The sequence below is a fragment of the Nocardia amamiensis NBRC 102102 genome (genome assembly GCF_001612745.1).
Classification (GTDB): Bacteria; Actinomycetota; Actinomycetes; order Mycobacteriales; family Mycobacteriaceae; genus Nocardia; species Nocardia amamiensis.
Window position 1 is genome coordinate 1 of record NZ_BDBA01000003.1, and the last position, 18,189, is coordinate 18,189.

General features: G+C 67.4%; 21 protein-coding genes, 1 other RNA gene and 1 pseudogene. 9 read left to right on the forward strand and 14 right to left on the reverse strand.

Annotation, left to right across the window (positions count from 1 at the left end; translation table 11 throughout):
• A partial coding sequence (locus NA4_RS41180) for a hypothetical protein (protein ID WP_067462303.1) occupies positions 1 to 638 on the forward strand: 638 nt, incomplete at its 5' end.
• Here the strand turns inward: NA4_RS41180 and NA4_RS00835 are convergent.
• On the reverse strand, positions 635 to 1,825 hold the full coding sequence (locus tag NA4_RS00835; protein WP_067462305.1) for an MFS transporter: 1,191 nt from the start codon (positions 1,823 to 1,825) through the stop codon (positions 635 to 637). The two genes, NA4_RS41180 and NA4_RS00835, sit on opposite strands and share 4 nt — an antisense overlap.
• A gap of 83 nt (positions 1,826 to 1,908) precedes the next feature.
• On the opposite strand from NA4_RS00835, the gene NA4_RS00840 reads away from it, so the two are divergent.
• Entirely contained in the window at positions 1,909 to 2,349 is a 441-nt protein-coding gene (locus NA4_RS00840) for a MarR family winged helix-turn-helix transcriptional regulator (RefSeq protein ID WP_067462308.1), read from the forward strand.
• A 65-nt stretch (positions 2,350 to 2,414) separates the two neighbouring features.
• On the opposite strand, the gene NA4_RS00845 is transcribed toward NA4_RS00840, so the two are convergent.
• Both NA4_RS00845 and NA4_RS00850 read right to left on the reverse strand, forming a co-directional pair.
• A complete protein-coding gene (locus tag NA4_RS00845; RefSeq protein ID WP_067462311.1) occupies positions 2,415 to 3,029 on the reverse strand; it encodes a dihydrofolate reductase family protein in 615 nt (204 codons plus the stop codon).
• A gap of 121 nt (positions 3,030 to 3,150) precedes the next feature.
• Entirely contained in the window at positions 3,151 to 4,113 is a 963-nt protein-coding gene (locus NA4_RS00850; protein WP_067462495.1) for a GlxA family transcriptional regulator, read from the reverse strand.
• A 153-nt stretch (positions 4,114 to 4,266) separates the two neighbouring features.
• Here NA4_RS00850 and NA4_RS00855 point away from each other — a divergent pair, with 153 nt between their 5' ends.
• Positions 4,267 to 4,722 (forward strand): hypothetical protein, encoded by a 456-nt coding sequence (locus NA4_RS00855; protein WP_067462314.1) that lies wholly within the window; start codon positions 4,267 to 4,269, stop codon positions 4,720 to 4,722.
• 3 nt (positions 4,723 to 4,725) lie between these two features.
• On the opposite strand, the gene NA4_RS00860 is transcribed toward NA4_RS00855, so the two are convergent.
• From NA4_RS00860 to NA4_RS00875, 4 genes are all read right to left on the reverse strand, one after another.
• Complete coding sequence (locus NA4_RS00860; RefSeq protein ID WP_067462499.1) at positions 4,726 to 5,631, reverse strand: universal stress protein; 906 nt, start codon at positions 5,629 to 5,631, stop codon at positions 4,726 to 4,728.
• A 94-nt stretch (positions 5,632 to 5,725) separates the two neighbouring features.
• Positions 5,726 to 6,124 (reverse strand): hypothetical protein, encoded by a 399-nt coding sequence (locus tag NA4_RS00865; protein WP_157128725.1) that lies wholly within the window; start codon positions 6,122 to 6,124, stop codon positions 5,726 to 5,728.
• A gap of 128 nt (positions 6,125 to 6,252) precedes the next feature.
• Positions 6,253 to 7,161 (reverse strand): EamA family transporter, encoded by a 909-nt coding sequence (locus tag NA4_RS00870; RefSeq protein WP_067462502.1) that lies wholly within the window; start codon positions 7,159 to 7,161, stop codon positions 6,253 to 6,255.
• A 416-nt stretch (positions 7,162 to 7,577) separates the two neighbouring features.
• Positions 7,578 to 8,465 (reverse strand): helix-turn-helix transcriptional regulator, encoded by an 888-nt coding sequence (locus NA4_RS00875; protein ID WP_084496675.1) that lies wholly within the window; start codon positions 8,463 to 8,465, stop codon positions 7,578 to 7,580.
• A gap of 101 nt (positions 8,466 to 8,566) precedes the next feature.
• Between NA4_RS00875 and NA4_RS00880 the strand changes: the two genes are divergently transcribed.
• Positions 8,567 to 9,316, forward strand: a complete 750-nt coding sequence (locus NA4_RS00880; protein WP_067462319.1) for an SDR family oxidoreductase — start codon at positions 8,567 to 8,569, stop codon at positions 9,314 to 9,316.
• 28 nt (positions 9,317 to 9,344) lie between these two features.
• Complete coding sequence (locus NA4_RS00885) at positions 9,345 to 9,833, forward strand: GNAT family N-acetyltransferase (RefSeq protein WP_067462321.1); 489 nt, start codon at positions 9,345 to 9,347, stop codon at positions 9,831 to 9,833.
• A gap of 196 nt (positions 9,834 to 10,029) precedes the next feature.
• Here NA4_RS00885 and NA4_RS00890 read toward each other — a convergent pair whose 3' ends face one another.
• Complete coding sequence (locus NA4_RS00890; protein ID WP_067462324.1) at positions 10,030 to 10,920, reverse strand: phosphotransferase family protein; 891 nt, start codon at positions 10,918 to 10,920, stop codon at positions 10,030 to 10,032.
• A 365-nt stretch (positions 10,921 to 11,285) separates the two neighbouring features.
• Here NA4_RS00890 and NA4_RS00895 point away from each other — a divergent pair, with 365 nt between their 5' ends.
• Entirely contained in the window at positions 11,286 to 11,537 is a 252-nt protein-coding gene (locus NA4_RS00895; RefSeq protein ID WP_067462327.1) for a hypothetical protein, read from the forward strand.
• A 334-nt stretch (positions 11,538 to 11,871) separates the two neighbouring features.
• Positions 11,872 to 12,057, forward strand: a pseudogene (locus NA4_RS43560) (hypothetical protein); the annotation flags it as partial.
• Here the strand turns inward: NA4_RS43560 and NA4_RS00900 are convergent.
• The 4 genes from NA4_RS00900 to ssrA form a co-directional block, all read right to left on the reverse strand.
• Positions 11,991 to 12,542, reverse strand: coding sequence for a hypothetical protein (locus NA4_RS00900; protein WP_067462331.1), 552 nt, complete (start codon positions 12,540 to 12,542; stop codon positions 11,991 to 11,993). The pseudogene NA4_RS43560 and the gene NA4_RS00900 overlap by 67 nt on opposite strands.
• Positions 12,543 to 12,597: 55 nt before the next feature.
• Complete coding sequence (locus NA4_RS00905) at positions 12,598 to 12,927, reverse strand: helix-turn-helix domain-containing protein (RefSeq protein WP_067462334.1); 330 nt, start codon at positions 12,925 to 12,927, stop codon at positions 12,598 to 12,600.
• Positions 12,924 to 13,280 (reverse strand): type II toxin-antitoxin system RelE/ParE family toxin, encoded by a 357-nt coding sequence (locus NA4_RS00910; protein ID WP_245671020.1) that lies wholly within the window; start codon positions 13,278 to 13,280, stop codon positions 12,924 to 12,926. The genes NA4_RS00905 and NA4_RS00910 overlap by 4 nt, the downstream gene beginning before the upstream one ends.
• 189 nt (positions 13,281 to 13,469) lie before the next feature.
• Positions 13,470 to 13,840, reverse strand: a transfer-messenger RNA (tmRNA) gene (gene ssrA / locus NA4_RS00915).
• A 647-nt stretch (positions 13,841 to 14,487) separates the two neighbouring features.
• Here ssrA and NA4_RS00920 point away from each other — a divergent pair.
• Positions 14,488 to 15,801 carry an ABC transporter substrate-binding protein gene (locus tag NA4_RS00920; RefSeq protein WP_245671021.1) on the forward strand — a complete coding sequence of 438 codons (1,314 nt, stop codon included), beginning with the start codon at positions 14,488 to 14,490 and terminating at the stop codon, positions 15,799 to 15,801.
• An 11-nt stretch (positions 15,802 to 15,812) separates the two neighbouring features.
• Positions 15,813 to 17,111 carry an ABC transporter substrate-binding protein gene (locus NA4_RS00925; RefSeq protein ID WP_067462340.1) on the forward strand — a complete coding sequence of 433 codons (1,299 nt, stop codon included), beginning with the start codon at positions 15,813 to 15,815 and terminating at the stop codon, positions 17,109 to 17,111.
• 264 nt (positions 17,112 to 17,375) lie between these two features.
• On the opposite strand, the gene smpB is transcribed toward NA4_RS00925, so the two are convergent.
• Positions 17,376 to 17,849 (reverse strand): SsrA-binding protein SmpB, encoded by a 474-nt coding sequence (gene smpB / locus NA4_RS00930; RefSeq protein ID WP_067462343.1) that lies wholly within the window; start codon positions 17,847 to 17,849, stop codon positions 17,376 to 17,378.
• A gap of 57 nt (positions 17,850 to 17,906) precedes the next feature.
• The gene (locus NA4_RS00935) at positions 17,907 to 18,149 is read right to left on the reverse strand and encodes a WLR motif membrane protein (protein ID WP_067462346.1); all 243 of its coding nucleotides are present in this window, start codon (positions 18,147 to 18,149) and stop codon (positions 17,907 to 17,909) included.
• Between the last annotated feature and the right edge of the window lie 40 nt (positions 18,150 to 18,189).

Consider the following 18,189-nt stretch of genomic DNA (forward strand, 5'->3'; position numbering starts at 1 on the left):
CGGCCGTGCATGCCGGCGACGCACGCGACCGTGCGACCGCCCGCAGGCTCGGTACTCCCCCGCCGCCGGACGCGGTGGCGCAAGGAGCGCAGGCGACACTGCGGCCCGCCCTCAACGCGCTGATGCGATTGCGCTGGTTCGCGCCGTTCGGTTTCGGGCTGGCGCAGAAGTTCGTCATCAGCGCCTTGTCCCACGTCGCCCGCTATTTCACCGACGACGAGGTCCGGGCGTACGCCCAGCAGCAGGTGCTCGACCACGTCGGTCCCGACACCCGGCTGGTGATCGCGCATTCGCTCGGCAGCGTGGTCGCCTATGAGGCCCTGCACCGCGCCGAGCACCCGGTAACCCTGCTGACCATGGGCTCGCCGCTCGGCCTGCGGACTGTCGTCTACGACAGATTGCGCCCGCAGCCGTGCAGCGTGCCGAAATCGGTGACGGGCTGGCACAACCTGGTCGACGAGGACGACCTCGTGGCCGCCCACCTCGACCTGGCCCCTTTCTTTCCACCCTGCCCCGGCGCCGCCGTCACCCCGGTCACCGAGCAGCACTTCGACAACGGCGCGTCGCCGCACGACTCCACCAACTATCTGACGAAAGCCGTCACCGGCGGCATCGTCGCGAAAGCGCTCGGGCATTAACTGTTCTCGAACTCCGGCTGCCGGTCCTGTTCACGGCGCGACTGCACTCGGCGGTCCCGCCAGAGCAGATAACCCGCCACGGCGACCCCGCATCCGGTGAGCACCGCACCCACCGGATAGAGCGACCGCAGACCCGCGCCGTCGCCGATCACCCATCCGCCGATCCGGCCCGCGCCCGCCGCAGCGAGCTGGAATCCGGAGGCGTTCACCGCGATGGCCAAGGTCGGCGCGGCCGTGGCCGTGGCCACTACTCGTGCCTGCATGCCGGGGATGATGGCGAAGGCCAGTGCGCCCAACACGAAAGTCAGTGCGGCCGCGACGATCCGGACATCGCCCGCCAACCAGAACAGGACCAGCACTCCGGCGAGCGCGGCCAGCAGCCCGGTCACCGAGGGCAACAAGGCCCGGTCGGCCAGCTTGCCACCGAGCTGGCTGCCAAGCACGGCGCCGACGCCGTAGGCCAGCAGCAGGATCGGCACCGCGCCCGCGGAGAAGCCGCCGACCTCGGTCAACAGCGGCGTGATGTAGGTGAAGACCATGACGGCCCCGACATTCCCGACGGCGGTGAGCGCGATCGCCCACAGCACGTCACGGTCGACGAAAACGCGCAGTTCATTGCCGATCGAGGCCGCCACCGGGCTCGGCTGATCGGGCAGGAAACGCAGCACCAGCGGCAACGCGGCTGCCGCGCAGAGGGCGACGGCTGCGAAAGTCGCTCGCCAGCCCAGACTTTGGCCGATTGCCGCGCCGAGCGGAGTACCGAGTGCGATGCCCAGATTCATGCCGAGAGCAACGCGTGCCACCGCCGTGGCCTCGGCACCCGGCTGGGCGGTCGACACCGCGGTGGCGACCGCGACAGCGAAGAAAGTGGCGACGACCGAGCCTGCCGCCCCCCGCATGGCCAGCAGCACAACGTAATTCGGCGCGAAGGCGGAACCGAGATTGGCCAGTATCGCGATCGACACCAATCCGATGACCAAAGGCTTGCGCGCCACCTTGGCGGTCAGCACCGTCACCACGGGACCGCCGATGATCATGCCGATCGCGTACGCCGTCACCAGCGCTCCCGCGGACGCCACCGAAACCGCCAGGCCGCCGGCGACCTCGGGCAAAATACCCGCGATCACGAACTCACCAGTCGTCAGGCTGAACACCACGAGCATCAGAGAAAACACCGCGGGCCGCATCACGCACCTCCCAGATAGTTATAACTCGAATGATACGAACTAGAACTATCACAGTTCGAACCGAAGGCGCTAGACTCGGAGCAATGACGCGGCAGCCCGATCCCATGGTGGACACCGAACTCGACCGCGATGTGTGCAAGCTGGTGCATCGGTTCACCCATCGGCTCGACGTGCACGTCCGCCGCGTCGCCGAACAGCTGGAACTCACCCCCTCGCAGGTGATCGCGCTGCGCGAACTGTCCGAACCGATCACCGCGAGGGAGCTGGCGGCGCGAATGTCCTGCGAGCCGTCCAACGCGACGTTCGTACTGGACCGGCTGGAGCAGCAGGATCTGATCCGCCGCGAGCCGCACCCCACCGACCGCCGGGCCAAACAGATCGTGCTGACCCCAGCCGGTCAGCGCCGACGCGATGACGCGCTCGAACTGCTCGGCGCGAGCTCCCCGTTGACCTCGCTCACCGGAACGCAGCAGCAGGCGTTACGCGATCTGCTGCGCACCATGGCCGCCGACGCCGACCACTGACCGGAAGACGATCCGCACCGGCCGGCAGTGCCCTGAGCCCCAGTCCCGCGCTCACACGTCCTGGACTACTGATCACCTTGCGACAGATGGGTTTTCGCGTCCTCGTAGGTTCCGGCGGGCGCCGCCTCGTCTCGGGTGTAGATCAGGTGGAGCACGCCGGTTGCGAAGGCCTGCGACGACAACAGGCGCAGTGGGATCGTGGGCCCGCCGTCTTCGAAAAGACGCTCTCCCTTGCCGACGGCGATCGGGTGGACGAGCAGGTGCAATTCGTCCAGCAAGCCCGCGTCCAGGAGCTGGCGGACCACCGAGACCGAGCCGCTCATGCCGATCTCGCCGCCCGGCTCGTTCTTCAACGCGGTCACCGCCTCGACCAGATCGCCCTTCAGCACTTCGGAATTGCGCCAGCCGAAGTCCAGATCCTGGTGTGTCACAACGATTTTGCGCGCGTCGCCCAGTTTCGCGGCAAACGGCGCGTCCGGTCCGCCCGCGGCTTCCCGCTCCGGCCATGCGCCCGCGAAGCTGTCGTAGGTCTTGCGCCCGAGCAACAGCGTGTCGGCGGCGCCGAGCTGGGCGTCGACGGCCGCGCCCATGTCGTCGTCGAAGTACGGGAAGTGCCAGTCCTGCGGGTCCTCGACGACGCCGTCGAGCGCAATGAACAGACCTGCGGTGATTTTCCTCATCGCGTTTACTCCTGGATCAGTGTGTCCGTGTGTCGTTTGATCCGACGGAGCGGGGCGCGGGAATTCATCGGTCGCCGAGAACGCCTCGACTCCGGACGGCTTCGCCCACCGGCCGCGACCGCTACCCGGGTCGGTCCGCGCCGGAGCCGTTGAAGGCCGCCCGGTAGCTGTGCGGACTGGTGCCGACCACCCGTTTGAAGCGGTCGCGGAACGCGGTCGGTGAGCCGAATCCGACCTGGCCCGCGATCCGGTCCACCGGGTGGCTGGTGGCTTCGAGCAGGTGCTGGGCCTGCCGGATGCGCGCGCGCAGCAGCCACTGCAGCGGCGTCGTCCCGGTGTGCTCGCGGAAGCGGCGGTTCAGTGTGCGGGTGCTCATCCCGGCGTGTGCGGCGATGTCGTCGAGGGACAGATCCCGCGCGGCGTTGTCCTGTATCCACCGCAGCACCGGTTCCAGTGCCGAGCCGCGGGGCGTCGGCGGCTGGTCGTGCACGATGAATTGGGCCTGTCCCCCTTCCCGTTCCAGCGGCACGACCGACGTCCTGGCCGCGTCGGCCGCGACGGCCGAGCCGTAGTCGCGGCGAATCAGATGCAGGCACATATCGATTCCCGCCGCCGCGCCCGCCGAGGTGAGCAGCGATCCGTTGTCCACGTACAGCACGTCCGGGTCCACCTCGATGTCGGGATAGCTGGCGGCGAGTTGCGCAGCGGCGAGCCAGTGCGTAGTCGCCCGGTGACCGTCCAGCAATCCGGTCGCAGCGAGGATGAAGGCGCCGGAGCAGATCGAGGCGATGCGGGTACCGGCGGCCGCGGCGCGGCGCAACGCGTGGATCACCTCGTCCGGCACCGGCAGGCCGGGGTCCGCGCAGCCGGGCAGGATAATGGTGTCCGCCTCGCCCAGCGCCTCGAGCCCCCACGGCGCTCGCAGCGTGAACACCCCGGCATCAACGGTCGATCGGTTCGCGCAGACCCGCACGCGATAGGCGCGCCGCCCGTCCGGCAGCCGGGTGCGACCGAACACCTCGACGGGCGTGGCCAGATCGAACGCGATCACCTGGTCCAGCGCGAGTACGGCCACCGTGTGCATGGCCATAGCGTAGTAATTCGGTCGATTCCAGCCAATGCATTCCAGCTGGCGATCTGCATGTCGCCCCAGTTCGGTTCGCTTGGCGAGAATCGACCGATATATGGCAGTTCCGCCAGTTCCTTCGATACGCCGCCCCGGCTAGTCTCGACCGCCGTGACGAAGTTCCTGCTCTCGGTCCACGTGCTCGCCGCGATCATCGCCGTAGGTCCGGTGACCGTCGCGGCCAGCATGTTTCCCGCCACCACCCGCCGTGCCCTCGCCGCGACCGCGACCGACCACAGCCCGGCCGTCCTCGGCACCCTGTATCGCATCTGCCGGGTCTATGCCCTGATCGGCATCATCGTCCCGGCGTTCGGTCTGCTCACCGCGCTCAGCCTCGGCGTGCTCGGGGACGCGTGGCTGGTGGTGTCGATCGGGTTGACCGCGGCCGCGGCGGGGGTGCTCGCCCTGCTCGTGCTGCCGGGACAGCAGAAGATCCTCGCCGATCTCACCGGCGCCACTCCGGCGCTGATCCGCCGACTCGCCATGGACACCGGAGTGTTCAACGTGCTGTGGACGGTGGTCACCATCCTGATGATCGTGCGCCCTGGCTCGACGACCGGCGCGTGAGACTCAGTCGGGCAAGTTCCGCACCGTGATCGTGCGATCGCGAACGATCATGATCGGACACTGCACCGACAGCAGCAGCGCCTGACTCGTCGAGCCGAACAGCATGCTGGCGAACCCGCCGCGACCCCGGCTGCCGACCACCAGCAGCTGCGCCCGCTCGGAGCGTTCCAGCAGACAGCGTTCCGGGCGGTCGGTGATGATCTCCCGGTGGATTTCGACATCGGGAAAACACTCCTGCCATCCGGCCAGGCTTTCCGCGAGCACGATCTGCTTGTCCGGATCGGCTGCGAGCTCGGCGTCCGCCACGGGCAGTTCCACACCGGTCCACACATGCAGTGCAAGCAGTGGCACGCCCCGCGCCGATGCCTCCTGCAGCGCCGCCTCGATGGCGGGTTCGCTGATCTCGGTACCGTCGACCCCGACGATGATCGGCTGCTTCCTGGCTTCCGGCGAGAGCGGCGCGCCCTCCCGGACCACAACCAGCGGGCAGTGCGCCCGCCGTGCCAGCGCCGCACTGACCGAGCCGAGCAAGGCGCGCCGCATTGTGCCGCGCTCGCGGGTGCCGACCACCATCATCCGGGCCTCCCCCGTGCGGTCCAGCAGTGCCGGACCGACCGGCTCGTGCACCAATTCGGTGGTCACCTCGACCTCGCGCAGGCCGCGGACCGCGATCCGCGCCTCCTCGGCGGCGGTGTCCAGTACCCAGCGCCCGTGACCCTCCATCCGCGCGTAGTCGGTGCTCGTGAGCGGTTCGGTGACGCCGGGCCCGTAGTCGGCGACCGGATCGAGAACGTGGACGAGATGCAGCGGCGCTCGATGCTGTGCGGCGGCCTGCGTCGCCCACGCGATCGCCGCCGCCGCGCCCGCGGACCCGTCCACTCCGACGACGATCGATCCATTGGTTCGCATGATCACTTCCTTCCAGTACGAAAGGTCGAGCTCAGCACCGCGCAATCGACATTACCGGGGCACAAGGCATGGACCGGCGAGCCCTAGCGTTCGGTCATCCGCCGAAAACGGCGCAGGCGTACCCCAGATGGATCCCGTTGCCCACGGTGATATCGACGCTCGCCACCAACGACGCGTCCGGCTCCTGCACCGCGCTGATAATGTGCGGGCCGGGAGTGGCGGGCACCCAGGTGATCAAAGCGACGCCGCCGGAAGGACGGACCACGCCGAAGGGAACACCGTTGTCGTAGAAGACGACCGGTGCGACGACGTCGGTCACGGTGGCGCGCGCGGTGTACGTGCAACCGGTTCCGTAGTTCGTCGCCAACCCGTAGTTGATGCCGGGATACATCCCGACCTGCGTGACCGTGGCTCCCGCCGTCGGCATGGCCCCGATCGTGACTGCCGCCGCGGCTCCGAGTACCGCCGCTGCCGCACCAACTCGCATTCGCATCCCGGTGGTCCTACCCTTCGCTAGTCGTCCAGGCGCCGGGCACGCGCACCGGCGAGATACCTAGATCCTCACTCCCACCCGGCCGCGGCGGGTCCGAACCGCCGAATATCGACCTCCGCGCCGCCCAGTCAATCCTTCGCTTGGGTCCGCGTCGCTCCCGCGGACGCCGCGACCACACACGCCACTCCCGTCCACTGCCCGAGATTCATGACCTGGCCGAGCACCACCAAGCCCGCGACCGCCGCGACCGCGGGTTCCAAGCTCATCAGCACGCCGAACACGCGGGGTGAAATCCGCCGCAACGCCTCCAACTCCACGGAGTACGGCAGCACCGAGGACAGCATCGCCACCGCGAACCCGGCGGCGAGCACCGCCGGCTGCAACAGCGCGGTCCCCGCGTCGGCAATGCCGACCGGCAGCATGACCACCCCGCCGAAGGCCATGGCCAGCGCCAGTCCGCCGCCGCCATCGGTTTTCTCCCCGAGTGCGGCGCTGAGCAGGATGTAACCCGCCCAACACGCCGCCGCGGCCAGCGCGAACAGCACGCCGATCCAGTCCACGTCGCCATCCGCCCTGGTCAGCAGCAGCACACCGGCACCGGCCAGTACCGCCCACACCGGATCGATCCAGCGCCGCGACCCTGCCATCGCGACGGTCAGCGGTCCGAGGAATTCGATCGTCACCGCCATTCCGAGCGGAATCCGATCGATCGCCGCATAGAAGGAGAGATTCATCAGTGCCAGCACCCCGCCGTACCCGAGCACCACCGGCAACGCACTTCGCGCGACCCGCAGCGACGAGCGCCAGCACACCAGTAGGACGACGCCGGCGAAGACCAGCCGCAACGTGACCGCTCCGCCCGCACCGGTCGCCGAGAACAGTTGCTTCGCCAGCGCCGCCCCCACCTGCACACTGACGATCCCGGCCAGCACCAGCGCTGTGGGCGGCACGCCACCGAGCCCCTGCGCGGTGATCGAACGCCAGACCGATACCGGAGTGGTCCCGCGCCCCGCCCGCTCGAAGTCGATCGCTACCACGCCCACCTCCGTCGTGCTCGGAAGACTGCCCAGCACAGCCAATCACGCGGGTACGACAAGACCAACCGCGCTGCACCCATGCCGGAAAAACATCGTCCGTAGGCCGCATTCCCGGCCTCGATCTCATCCGGCCTGCTCGTCCGCGGCGCAGATCACCTGGGTCGTCATCGGAGATCGGCAAGAGCCACAGGGCAGGCGACGAAGCTGCGTGCGAACCCGCCCCGCAACGAGATCGGCGATCGCTGTCCGGCATCGGAAGCAGTGCAGGAATCGGCTTCTCGCGCAGCAGACACCGGCGCCGGCTCGCACTGCCGGTCATGCATCGCTGATGCGGCAACGGTTTTGCCGTCGGCACTGACGGCGACGTGCCTCCCCCGACCGCATCATCTGGTCATCGCGATGGATAACCCTTCAGCTCAATCCTTTTGCTGGGCACCGAGTTGCCGGGCGGAATGTTGCTCGTCTCCGTACTCGTCGGACGCCTTGTCCGCGATCAGGCTGCCGAGCAAGGCGAGTGACCCTTCGGAGGGGGAACCGGGTTCTGCATGGTAGGCGATGAGCATCTGCCCCGGCGCGCCGTTCACGCTGAACGTTTCGTACGAGAGGGTCAGCTCGCCCACCATCGGGTTGCGGAACCGTTTCATCCCCGCGGTCTTCACCCGGACGTCGTGGCGCGCCCACAGCTGCCGGAAATCCTCGCTCTTCAGAGACAACTCGCCGACCAGTTCGGTCAGGCGCGGATCGTCGAGGTCGGCGCCCGCGGTCGCCCGCAGGCTCGCCACGGTGTCGGCCGCAATAGTCGGCCAATCGGAGTAGATGTCGCGCGCCTCGGGATCGAGGAAGATCATGCGCACCTGGTTGACCCCGGGAACCGAGCACGAGTTGACGGCCTCGGCCAGCGGGTTCGCCGCCAGCACGTCCAGGTATTTGCCGAGCACCAGTGCGGGCGTGTGCGGCCACGCGTTCATCAGCCGCAGCAATCCGGGCGCGACGCGTTCGGGGCGGCGCGGCCCTCTCGGCCGCTTCACCGCGGGTCGCGCCAGCTCGCGCAGATGTGCCGTGCCCTCGTCGTCCAATGCGAACACCCGCGCCAGCGCCGCGATGACCTGCTCGGACGGGTGCCTGTCGCGTCCCTGCTCCAGCCGCACGTAGTAGTCGGCGCTCATCCCGGCGAGCAGCGCGATCTCCTCGCGGCGCAGCCCGGCGACCCGGCGTTGACCACCGCCGGACAACCCGAAGTCCTCCGGTCGCGCCAGCTCACGACGCGCCCGCAGGAATGCGCCCAGTCGATTGTCGGAGTCCATGACCCGAGCGTAGGCGAGCCGCACCCCGGCTGGGTGGCCGCGCGACTACCAGGAAGTCCGCGACCTGGCAGGGACGCGCGGCGGGGCCGAACGTAGTGGACATGACGAACAACCTCACCGGCCGCGTCGCGGTCATCACCGGAGCATCGAGTGGAATCGGCGCCGCCACCGCGCGGCAGCTGGCGCGAGGCGGAGCCAAGGTCGCCCTGCTGGGCAGGCGCAAGGATCGCATCGAAGAACTCGCCGCCGAGATCGGCGGGGACGCGCTCGCCGTGGTCGCCGACGTCGGCGACCAGCAGTCGGTACGCGACGCCGCCGCCACCGTGCGTGCGGCGTTCGGCCCCGTCGACCTGGTCGTCGCGAACGCGGGCGTCATGCTCGCCGCGCCGTTCGAATCCGCGCGCACCGACGAGTGGGACCAGATGGTCGGCACCAACATCAACGGATTGCTCTACACCGGACGCGCCTTCATCGACGACCTGCTCGCGGCGGCGAGTGCGGACAAGCAAGCGGATCTGGTGCTGGTCGGATCGATCGGCGGGCACATGGTCTTTCCCAACTACGCCGTGTACACCGCCACCAAGGCCGCGGTCGCGCACCTGACCCGCAACCTGCGCGCCGAGTTCGGGCCGCGCGGTGTCCGGGTGAAGAACATCGAACCCGGCATCGTCGGCACCGAACTCGGCGCGGGGATGCAGGACGAGCAACAGCGCGCCGGGCTGGAGCAGTGGCGCGCCGGGCTCGAGATCCTGGAACCCGGCGACATCGCCGACGCCGTCGCCTACGCGGTCGCCGCGCCGAGGCGGGTCAACGTGGCCGAGCTGATCGTGGTCCCGACTCAACAGGGCTGAGCATCGGTGCGCTGCTACAGTCCGGCGGATGACCGACATCGCCCCGGTTCTGCGCCCCGCCCGGCCCGAGGACGCCGCGGCGATCGCCGAGATCTGGTACCACGGCTGGCGCGACGGCCACCTGGGCAACGTCCCTGACACCTTGCTGGCCGTCCGGCCGCGCGACTCGTTCGATGTTCGCGCGGCCGACCGGGTCGCCGATACCACCGTCGCCACGGTGGATGGCACGATCGCGGGATTCGTCATGGTCGACGGAGACGAGGTCGATCAGGTCTATGTCGCCGCCGAGCAGCGGGGCACCGGTGTGGCCGCGCTCTTGCTCACCGCAGCAGAACAGCGGGTCCACGCCAATGGCCACGCCCGCGCCTGGCTCGCCGTCGTCCCCGGCAACACCCGGGCCCGCCGTTTCTACGCCAGCCGTGGCTGGATCGACGAGGGGGTCTTCACTCACGCGGCGCCCGGCCCAACCGGCCCGGTCCCGGTTCCTGCCCACCGCTATGTGAAGCACCTGCGCTGACCAGGGATTCTCCGAGCTGTACCGGTCGCGTGTCGCGCGTCCGCTCAAATGCCTGACACCAGGATGGCCCGGGCAGGTCAGGCCGGTTCGCTCACTCCGTCTTCCGGCGCTCGACGCCGTCCCACCCTGCGGTTCGATGCCTCCGGTATCCGTGGACGGGCCTCGCAGGTCGCGGCTGAGCGGCTGCGAACACCGTCTAGTCGAGTTCCGCCCACCCCGGCCACGGACGCATGCCCTTGTCGCCGCGGATGTACTCGAGGCGGCACAGTGCCTGTCCCCGGTAGGCCGGGTTCACCGTGGCCGCGCGCAGCGATTGCAGGGTCAGCCGGAATTCTTGGATATCACGCAGCAGGTAGAAACCGTCCCAGCGCGTCACGTCGCGGCCGTACCCGGCACAGAAGTCGGCGTACTGCGCGGCGGTGAGCGTGGCCGCCGTCCAGCATTCGATCGCCGTGTGCACCAAATCCCACTCCGGCGGGCCGATCACCGCCCGGCCGAAACCGACCAGGATCAGATTGCCGTCGTCACCGACCACGGCGTTCTCGCCCCATTCGGTGCCCTGGATCACCGACCACGGCATGCCGTCGGGCCGGGTCTTCCACCGGCCCCGGAGTTCTTCCAGATGCCCGCGCAGCCACTGCCGGTCTTCCTCCGTCACGGTCTGCGCGGCGGCGATCTCCTCCTCCAAGCGAGCCAGCGGCATCATTCGTCGCAGCTCGAACCCGGGCAGCGGGAGTCGGTGCAGCAGGCCCAGCGCCTTGGCGATCTCGACGGGCGTCGCAGCATGATGCGGCGGCAGGTCTTGCCAGAACGTCACCGCACGACGATCCACCACTACCGGCTGCCGGATGTCCGGCACCAAGCGCGCCGCGGACACCCCACACGTCTCCAGCCATCGGGCCACGGCGACCTCGCGCCCGACCGCCAGCTTCTGGTCCCGCCCGCCGATCCGCGCCACAATGCCGTCGCGCAGCTTGAATACCGTCTGCGATCCGACCGGCTCGGCGCCCGCCGAGTCGATCCCCACGCTCACACAGGCGGCCCGCAAGATCGACCGCATCCCGTTCTCCGTGACTCCTGCGGTCATGACAACCCCTTAAGCCCCCGCCGACCTCCGCTCCCACTCCGGGAGCGATAGCACAGCATCTCGGCTTCGAGCGTCATAGCAGCCATCCAGATACCAGGGGGCTAACACCCCATTTTCCCAGCTCAGTTCACGTTGATACCGCTATTCCACCACCTTCAGCAATCAAACAGAATCCGCCGGACTCGCCCGATTCCTCCCATTCCGTTCGGCAGTCCGTCCACACCGCACACCTGCCCAGCCGGCAGCGAGGCAAACACGGCAGGCAAGGAAGGCCGCTACGCGACCTCTACCATCAACAGGGCCATCTCCAAACCGACTCGGCAGAGCAGTCCGAGCCAGGCTCGACCTCAGAACGGTGTAGCGCCATGAGCACAGCCTTCGCGCTGATCGATCTCTTCTCCCAAAGCCGAGCGGTGGAGCAGGTTCTTGCGAGTTGGCGGGACGAAGACAAGATTGCGTGGCTGGCGCAGCGTGGGTCTCTCGTCCCGATCGAACCGAGCGCCGCCGTGCAGGTCTATCGCTTCCGATCGACCGTCGGGCTCGAGGCTGTCTTCTTCCTGAAGCAGAACTGCTTTGTATTCTTGGGTGACCACTGCATTGCCGCGCCCCCTGAGTGATTCAGGGCAAGAACCACCTAACGCAACCACAGGATCGGGGGTCCGGGGGCAGAGCCCGCCGGGCGGGGCGTGGGGGTTGCACCCCCACAAAACACTCAGCGAAACGAGCGAGGCCCACGCCCTCCGTGGGCATAGGCCTCGCACTCGTGGACATGGCGGGAAGATACTCGAACCGGACCGACATGCTCGAAGGTTACGCTGAGCTGCGGAGACGCCTCCAGGAAACCGGACCGCGCAGATCGAAGCCGTCGCCACCGCTGAGATCATCAGGCGGGCAGAAGAAGCAGCTGACCGCCGAAGAGGCGGCGGCGATCGTTGCTGATACGAAGCCGGCGCGTCGATGTCTCAACTGAAGGAGGAGCACCATATGGCGAAACGCACCGTGGCGAAGGTGCTCCGGGAGGCCGGAGTGGCGATCAGGCCCCGAGGCGGCCAGTGCCGATCACCCAGCAGTCACGCTCTCAACTCGAACACAGTGCCGATCAATGGATCGACGGGCCGTTCATCCCGCTTCACTTGATCCATCATGCGCATCATGACAACTTGCCGAGGCGGGAAGTACGCTTCTACCTTCTCGTTGAGTCGCTCCATATCTGTTCCAGAAGCCCGGCGGCGTATTGAGTTCCTGACCTCGGACTCAGCTTCCCGAAAGAGCTTTGTCAAGCCACTATCGAGAAGCTCGTAGTCGGCGTGCGCAAGGTTGGCCAAGGACTGCTCTGCAGACTTTCTCAACGCAGCAGACTTCTCATCGAAGGTATCCAGGTCAATAATTCTGCCCACACTGGCGTCCGAAGTAACCCGCACCATGTATTCGAGCCATTCGGCGCAGTTGACACGAGCGTCGTTGATCGCGTCAATCTTTTTCGCCCTCAAAGCCTCTGAGAGCACACGATCGTCCGCATGCTCCTTGCGTAACTGAGCACGGAGCGGGGCTCTCATCGCCGCAGCAGCCCCGATCGCAGCAGCGGTGATAGCACCGGACATCGTGAGCCAGGCAGGATCCATGCTGCGACTTTACCGGATCGGCAAGGGCGCGAGACCGATTCATGCTCCGAAAAGGCTAGGCGACCTTGACGCTCCAATTACCAACGTGAGCAACAACATCCAGGGTTCCTCCGAGCGCGACGATGTATTCGCGAACCAAGTCCATGGACGTGATCTTGCCGTGCTCGATCTGCGACACCCTTGCCTGCGAAACCCCCATCAGCTCAGCGACCTCGGCCTGCGTCACTCCGCACTGCTTGCGGAGTTCGGCGAGCTGGTGTCCGCGCTGCTCCGCGCGCATCTGCTCGCGGCTCTCGTCGCGCGCCGCGACGCGCTCAGGGGAATCCCATGTCGGGTCGATTTCGCGGGCTCGACGCTTGGCCTCTTCCCAAGACACACCTTTCATGACTCCTCCTCCTTCGTTGCTCGGTAGTCGTCATAGCGCTGTTCGGCGAGGGGGATCGCATCTCGGTACCAACGATTCCACTGGCCGGACTTGTCCCCAGCAACCAACACGATCGCCTCCCGCGTTGGGTCGAAGACGAACAGCATCCTGATCTCGGAACCCGCCGGGGTTCGAGGACGAAGCTCTTTGAGGTTGTGCAGCGCTTTGCTGAAGTGGATTCGATCGACCAACGGCCTTCCCAGTTCCGGTCCACGCTCAGCCAGTTCGTCCAATGCTTCCTCAATCTTGTCGGCGATCATCGGCTCGTTCTTCACCAGGTCGAGGAACCAGTCATTGACCGGCTCGAGCAGCACAATGCTCCATCGCACCGGAAAATTATAACTAATCCTTATGCCTGCCGGGTTCGATGCGGCCTCAGAGACATGCTGGGAATCGAACCGCGGTCGGTGCAAATCCGCAGGTACAGGTACCGTCCACCGCCTGACCCGATCCAGCCATCGAAAAACGGAAACCCGCAGGTCGTCGACCTGCGGGTTTCCGTCTTGTGGAGCTGCCGGGAATCGAACCCGGGTCCTCCGCCGCGTCTTCAGGGCTTCTCCGTGTGCAGTCCGCTGTGCCTCTACTCGGATCTCCGGGTCTCGCGAACAAGCCCGGATGACGATCCCAGTCGCTGTTCGATGTCCCGTCCTACTCCGCGACCGAGCAGGACGGTGAGCCCTCTAGCTGATGCCGGCACCGGAGCCGAGGGCATGCCCCGGGCCGACAGAGACGCTCTGCTGATCAGGCAGCGAGAGCGTACTCGCGCTGATGAGAATCGGCGCTTAATTGGTTGCAGCGACGCTTGCGGTGGTCTCTTGCCTGCACCGACACGCTTCCCCTAAATCTACGTACGCAGTCGAAACCGTTCAGCCCCGTACGCCCCGGCACCTTGCCGGGCTGTCCATATTAACACCGCCCCGGCGTCGGATCATCCCGATAAACGGCGGTGTCGGACGTACACCTGGACGGGTCAGCGGCGCGGCAGGTAGGCCAGGTGAGATCGATCCAGCAGTACCCCCGCTGCGGCGAGTGGCGCTGGCCCGGGTCCGTGAACACCGCGGCGGGCACCGGCCACCGCCCTCTCGCGAGTCGCGGGCCCCCGCCGGACACGACCGCTCGCGATAGTCGACCATCAGAGTCTGCGGCCTCTTCGCGCCGCCAGCGACTCCCCGCCTATGGGCACGCGCCGCTTCCGACCAGAGATGGCGGCCAGCGGCTGCCCTGGCAACCCAGCGGATACCGGCCGTAACGGAGGGACACCGGACGATCCACCGCACCCGAACCCGCTCGCAGACTGCCTCTGCGCGCCCGGCACGCAGACGCACCACATCCGCTTTGCCGCCGACCGGGCCGATTTTCGCCTCCTCCCCGTCCTCGAAGCACCGCCGGGCCGGAAACTACCGAGGCTTCCCGGATGCTGGTAGCCAATTCCGGTGGCATGACGCCGAACCCGACTTACACTGCACGAGCCGTACGATCGGCTCTGAGCAGCGGATCTCGATTTCAGACTAAGGAAACACTTTGGCAGCTAGCACCATTCGGGACAGGTTGCTGCGCCTGTCCGCCCTCGCCGTCATAGCCGGGCTCCTCCTGTCCGGTTGCTCGGCCATGCGAGAGAGATCGACCCGGGCCGTCGAGCCCGGTGTCACTTCGGACCCGTGCCCGAACGCGGTCGATTCCCGTAAGGGTTGCATCTATCTCGGCGTGCTATCCGATCTGACGAGCGGGCCGTTCGCCGCGCTGGGCAAGGACATTCACAACGGTCAACTGGCGTTCTGGAAGGCGGTGAACGAGGCGGGCGGGATCGGCGGCAAATACGAGGTGGATATCACCACCTACACCGAGGACACCGCCTACGATCTGCGGAAGCATGCCGAGGCGTACGAGCGAATCGAACCGCATGTGCTGGCCCTGTCGATGAGTCTCGGCACCGTGCAGACGCAAAAGGTACTCCCCAAGATGGACGCGGCGAACATGGTCGCCATCGCCGGAACTCTCTGGTCGGGCTGGCAATTCGAGAACAGCGACAAGGGGCTGCTGCTGGAATCCGGCTACTCGTACTGCTCCGAGGCGATCATCGCCCTGGACTGGATCGCGGAGCACATGACGAAGCCGGGCTCGCTCGCGACGGTCAGTTACCAGGGCGACTACGGCGGCGACTACTCGACCGGCGCGAAGAAGTGGGCTTCCGCCAACCGCGTCGACGTGGTGGCGCAGATCGACACCGAGCCGAACACGCGAATCGGCAACCAGGACGCCGCGGTCGCCAAGATCCTGGCCGCCAAAGCCGATCTCGTACTGCTGGCCACGGGTCCGGCGGAGGCGGGCGAGATCATGGGCAAAGCCGCGTTGGCCGGATTCCAGGGCCGGTTCCTCGGCTCGGGTCCGACCTGGAACGGCGGACTGCTGAAAAGCCCTGCGGCGACGGCGATCACGGCGCGATACAACATGACGTCGCCGCTCGACGGCTGGGACGGCACCAGCGCGGGGGCCAGGAAGGCGCGGGCCTCGGCCCATCGGGAGCCCTCCACCTGGGGTTACAGCGCGGGCTGGATGTTCTCCTACCCGATGAAGGCGCTGCTGACCCGGGCAGTGGTCGAAGGCAAGCTCACCAGAAAGGGTGTCCGCCAATCGGTGCAGGGTCTGCGCGTCGACTATGAGGGCGCGATCCCCGAATACACTTACGGCGCACCCAAACCAGACCTTTCCCGGCAGCGGGCGATCATCGAGGCGCCCGACCAGACAGCGCCACTGGGCGCGAAGACTCTGGCGTCCGGATACCACGGCCCGACCCAGGACCGAATCACCCTCACCGAGCCCTGCGTCCAGCCCTAAGCGAGCGAGACATGCGTTTCAACAGTAATTTCCGTCGCCTTTTCCACCTGGTGGCCGCGCCGCTCGCGCTCGCACTCGTGCTGACCGGTGCGTGCTCGACCTCCTCGCCCGCAGCGACACCCGGCGTCACCCGTGAGCCCTGTCCGCACGCGATCGACCGTGCCAAGGGCTGCATCTACCTCGGCGTTCTGTCGGACCTCAACAACGGCCCCTTCGCCCCGCTCGGCAAGTCACTGCAGGATGGACAACTGGCCTTCTGGAACGAGGTGAACAAGCAGGGCGGGATCGGCGGCCACGAGATCGACATCGCGACCTACACCCGCGACACCGCCTACGACCCGCGCAGACATGTCACCGAGTTCGAGAACGTGGCGCCGCACGTCCTTGCCCTCGCGATGAGCTTCGGTACCGCGCAGACGCTCGCGGTCCTGCACGAGATGGACCAGGCAGACCTGGTGACCGGCGCGGGCACGCTCTGGTCGGGCTGGCAGTATCGCTCCACCGACCGTGATCTGGTCCTGGACGACGGCTATTCCTACTGCACCGAAGCCGTGCTGGGCCTGGACTGGTTCGCGCAGAACCACTATCAGCCGCACACGCTCGGCGTCGTCGCCTATCGCGGCAACTACGGCGGTGATTACGCCAGCGGCGCGCTCAAGTGGGCCTTGGACAACGGGGCGAGGATCACCTCGCGCATCGACACCGGACCCAATGCCGAGGTCGGCAACCAGGACTACCCGGTCGCCGAGATCCTGGCGAACCAGCCTGATCTGGTGTTATTGGCCACCGGCCCGGCCGAGAGCGCCGAAATCATCGGCAAACTCGCGAGGTCCGGGTACACCGGACGGTTCCTCGGGTCCACCCCGACCTGGAACCCCGCGCTTCTCAAGACACCTGCCGCGCCCGCGCTCATCTCGCTGTACAACTACACCTCGCCGTTCGACGGCTGGGACGGCATCAGCGCCGGAGCCCAGCGCGCCAGGAACGCCGCCACGAGGGAACCGACCAATTTCGGCTACAACCTGGGCTTCGCCATCTCGTATCCGATGAAGGCGCTGCTGACCAAGGCCGCGGAGACCGGCCGCCTGGACCGCGCAGCCGTGCGCAAGTCCGTCGCCGGGCTGGCCGTGGATTCCGAAGGAATGGCGGCGCCGCAGGTCTACGGGCGTGACGAGCCCGACGTGGCGGCACAGCGGGCGGTGGTCAATATGCCCGATCCGACCACGTCGCTGGGTTCGCGGACGGTGGTCGCCGATTACCGCAGTCCCACCCTCAAGCGGATCTCGATGCACGAACCTTGCACGAGGTGATCCGCCGGATCGCCGGCCGGTAGCGGCAACTCTGGCCGCGCACAGACGTGGGCGGAGGGTAGTCCCGGCGACTCCCGCCGCACCAGGTCGACTGATGGGCGGATAACCTCCCGGCACGCCCGCAGGGTCGGCGAAGGTCTCGCAGCTGGGTGACGCCCCGGGGGGCCACCGCCGCGAACCCTGGGCTCGGCGACACAGCGGGCGGCGCGGTAACCGGCCGCGCAGCCATGCGTTGCTCACCCGGCTACCGGCGCGCGCAGGCGGTCAGTGCATGCCTTTCACCCGGCGTCCGAGTTCACGGGTGACCTCTCGCTCGGCGGTGCGCCGGGCCAGGTCCTGGCGCTTGTCGTAATCCTGCTTGCCCTTGGCCAGGGCCAGCTCGACCTTGACCTTGCCGTCGGAGAAGTACATCGATAGCGGAACCAGCGTCTGGTTGCCCTCGCGCGACTTGCCGACCAGCCGCTCGATCTCGCGCTTGTGCAGGAGCAGCTTGCGCACCCGCCGCGGCGAGTGGTTGGTCCAGGTGCCGTGGCTGAACTCGGGGATGTGCAGCCCGCGCAGCCACACCTCGCCGTTGTCCACCGTCGCGAACGCGTCCACGAGGGAGGCCTTGCCCTCGCGCAGGCTCTTCACCTCGGTGCCGACCAGCGCGATCCCGGCCTCGTAGACGTCCAGGATCGTGTAGTTGTGCCGCGCCCGGCGGTTGGTCGCGATGACCTTGCGCCCCTTGTCCTTCATAACGGTCAACTCTAAGTGACCCGGCAACCGGTTTATTCCCGCAGGTCGCGGACACGGTCAGCGGCCGTTGCCCAGCACGATGTAAAGCGCGAGGACGGCGAAGAACGCGACGAGCAGGACCACCGTCGATGTCCGCGGCAGGCCCGGACGGTCCGGCGGCAGGCGATGCCGCAGCCATACGCCGTCCACCGACGGATCGATCCTGTTGCGGACATTCGGCGACGCGTCCGGGGACTCGCCACCCGACGAGCCTGAGGAAAGCTCGTCGCCCTCATCGCTGGAACCCTCACCCGGTGCCATAGCCAGCACGGTAGCCGCCACGACAGCGACACGCCGCAAT

Coding starts and splice junctions, on each gene's coding strand:
- NA4_RS00880 (WP_067462319.1), top strand. CDS start 8,567: ATGACGAACAACCTCACCGGCCGCGTCGCGGTCATCACCGGAGCATCG.
- NA4_RS00840 (WP_067462308.1), top strand. CDS start 1,909: ATGACGCGGCAGCCCGATCCCATGGTGGACACCGAACTCGACCGCGAT.
- NA4_RS00845 (WP_067462311.1), bottom strand. CDS start 3,029: ATGAGGAAAATCACCGCAGGTCTGTTCATTGCGCTCGACGGCGTCGTC.
- NA4_RS00865 (WP_157128725.1), bottom strand. CDS start 6,124: ATGCGAATGCGAGTTGGTGCGGCAGCGGCGGTACTCGGAGCCGCGGCG.
- NA4_RS00850 (WP_067462495.1), bottom strand. CDS start 4,113: ATGCACACGGTGGCCGTACTCGCGCTGGACCAGGTGATCGCGTTCGAT.
- NA4_RS00885 (WP_067462321.1), top strand. CDS start 9,345: ATGACCGACATCGCCCCGGTTCTGCGCCCCGCCCGGCCCGAGGACGCC.
- NA4_RS00835 (WP_067462305.1), bottom strand. CDS start 1,825: ATGCGGCCCGCGGTGTTTTCTCTGATGCTCGTGGTGTTCAGCCTGACG.
- NA4_RS00890 (WP_067462324.1), bottom strand. CDS start 10,920: ATGACCGCAGGAGTCACGGAGAACGGGATGCGGTCGATCTTGCGGGCC.
- NA4_RS00935 (WP_067462346.1), bottom strand. CDS start 18,149: ATGGCACCGGGTGAGGGTTCCAGCGATGAGGGCGACGAGCTTTCCTCA.
- NA4_RS00900 (WP_067462331.1), bottom strand. CDS start 12,542: ATGGATCCTGCCTGGCTCACGATGTCCGGTGCTATCACCGCTGCTGCG.
- NA4_RS00925 (WP_067462340.1), top strand. CDS start 15,813: ATGCGTTTCAACAGTAATTTCCGTCGCCTTTTCCACCTGGTGGCCGCG.
- NA4_RS00895 (WP_067462327.1), top strand. CDS start 11,286: ATGAGCACAGCCTTCGCGCTGATCGATCTCTTCTCCCAAAGCCGAGCG.
- NA4_RS00905 (WP_067462334.1), bottom strand. CDS start 12,927: ATGAAAGGTGTGTCTTGGGAAGAGGCCAAGCGTCGAGCCCGCGAAATC.
- NA4_RS00875 (WP_084496675.1), bottom strand. CDS start 8,465: ATGGACTCCGACAATCGACTGGGCGCATTCCTGCGGGCGCGTCGTGAG.
- smpB (WP_067462343.1), bottom strand. CDS start 17,849: ATGAAGGACAAGGGGCGCAAGGTCATCGCGACCAACCGCCGGGCGCGG.
- NA4_RS00860 (WP_067462499.1), bottom strand. CDS start 5,631: ATGCGAACCAATGGATCGATCGTCGTCGGAGTGGACGGGTCCGCGGGC.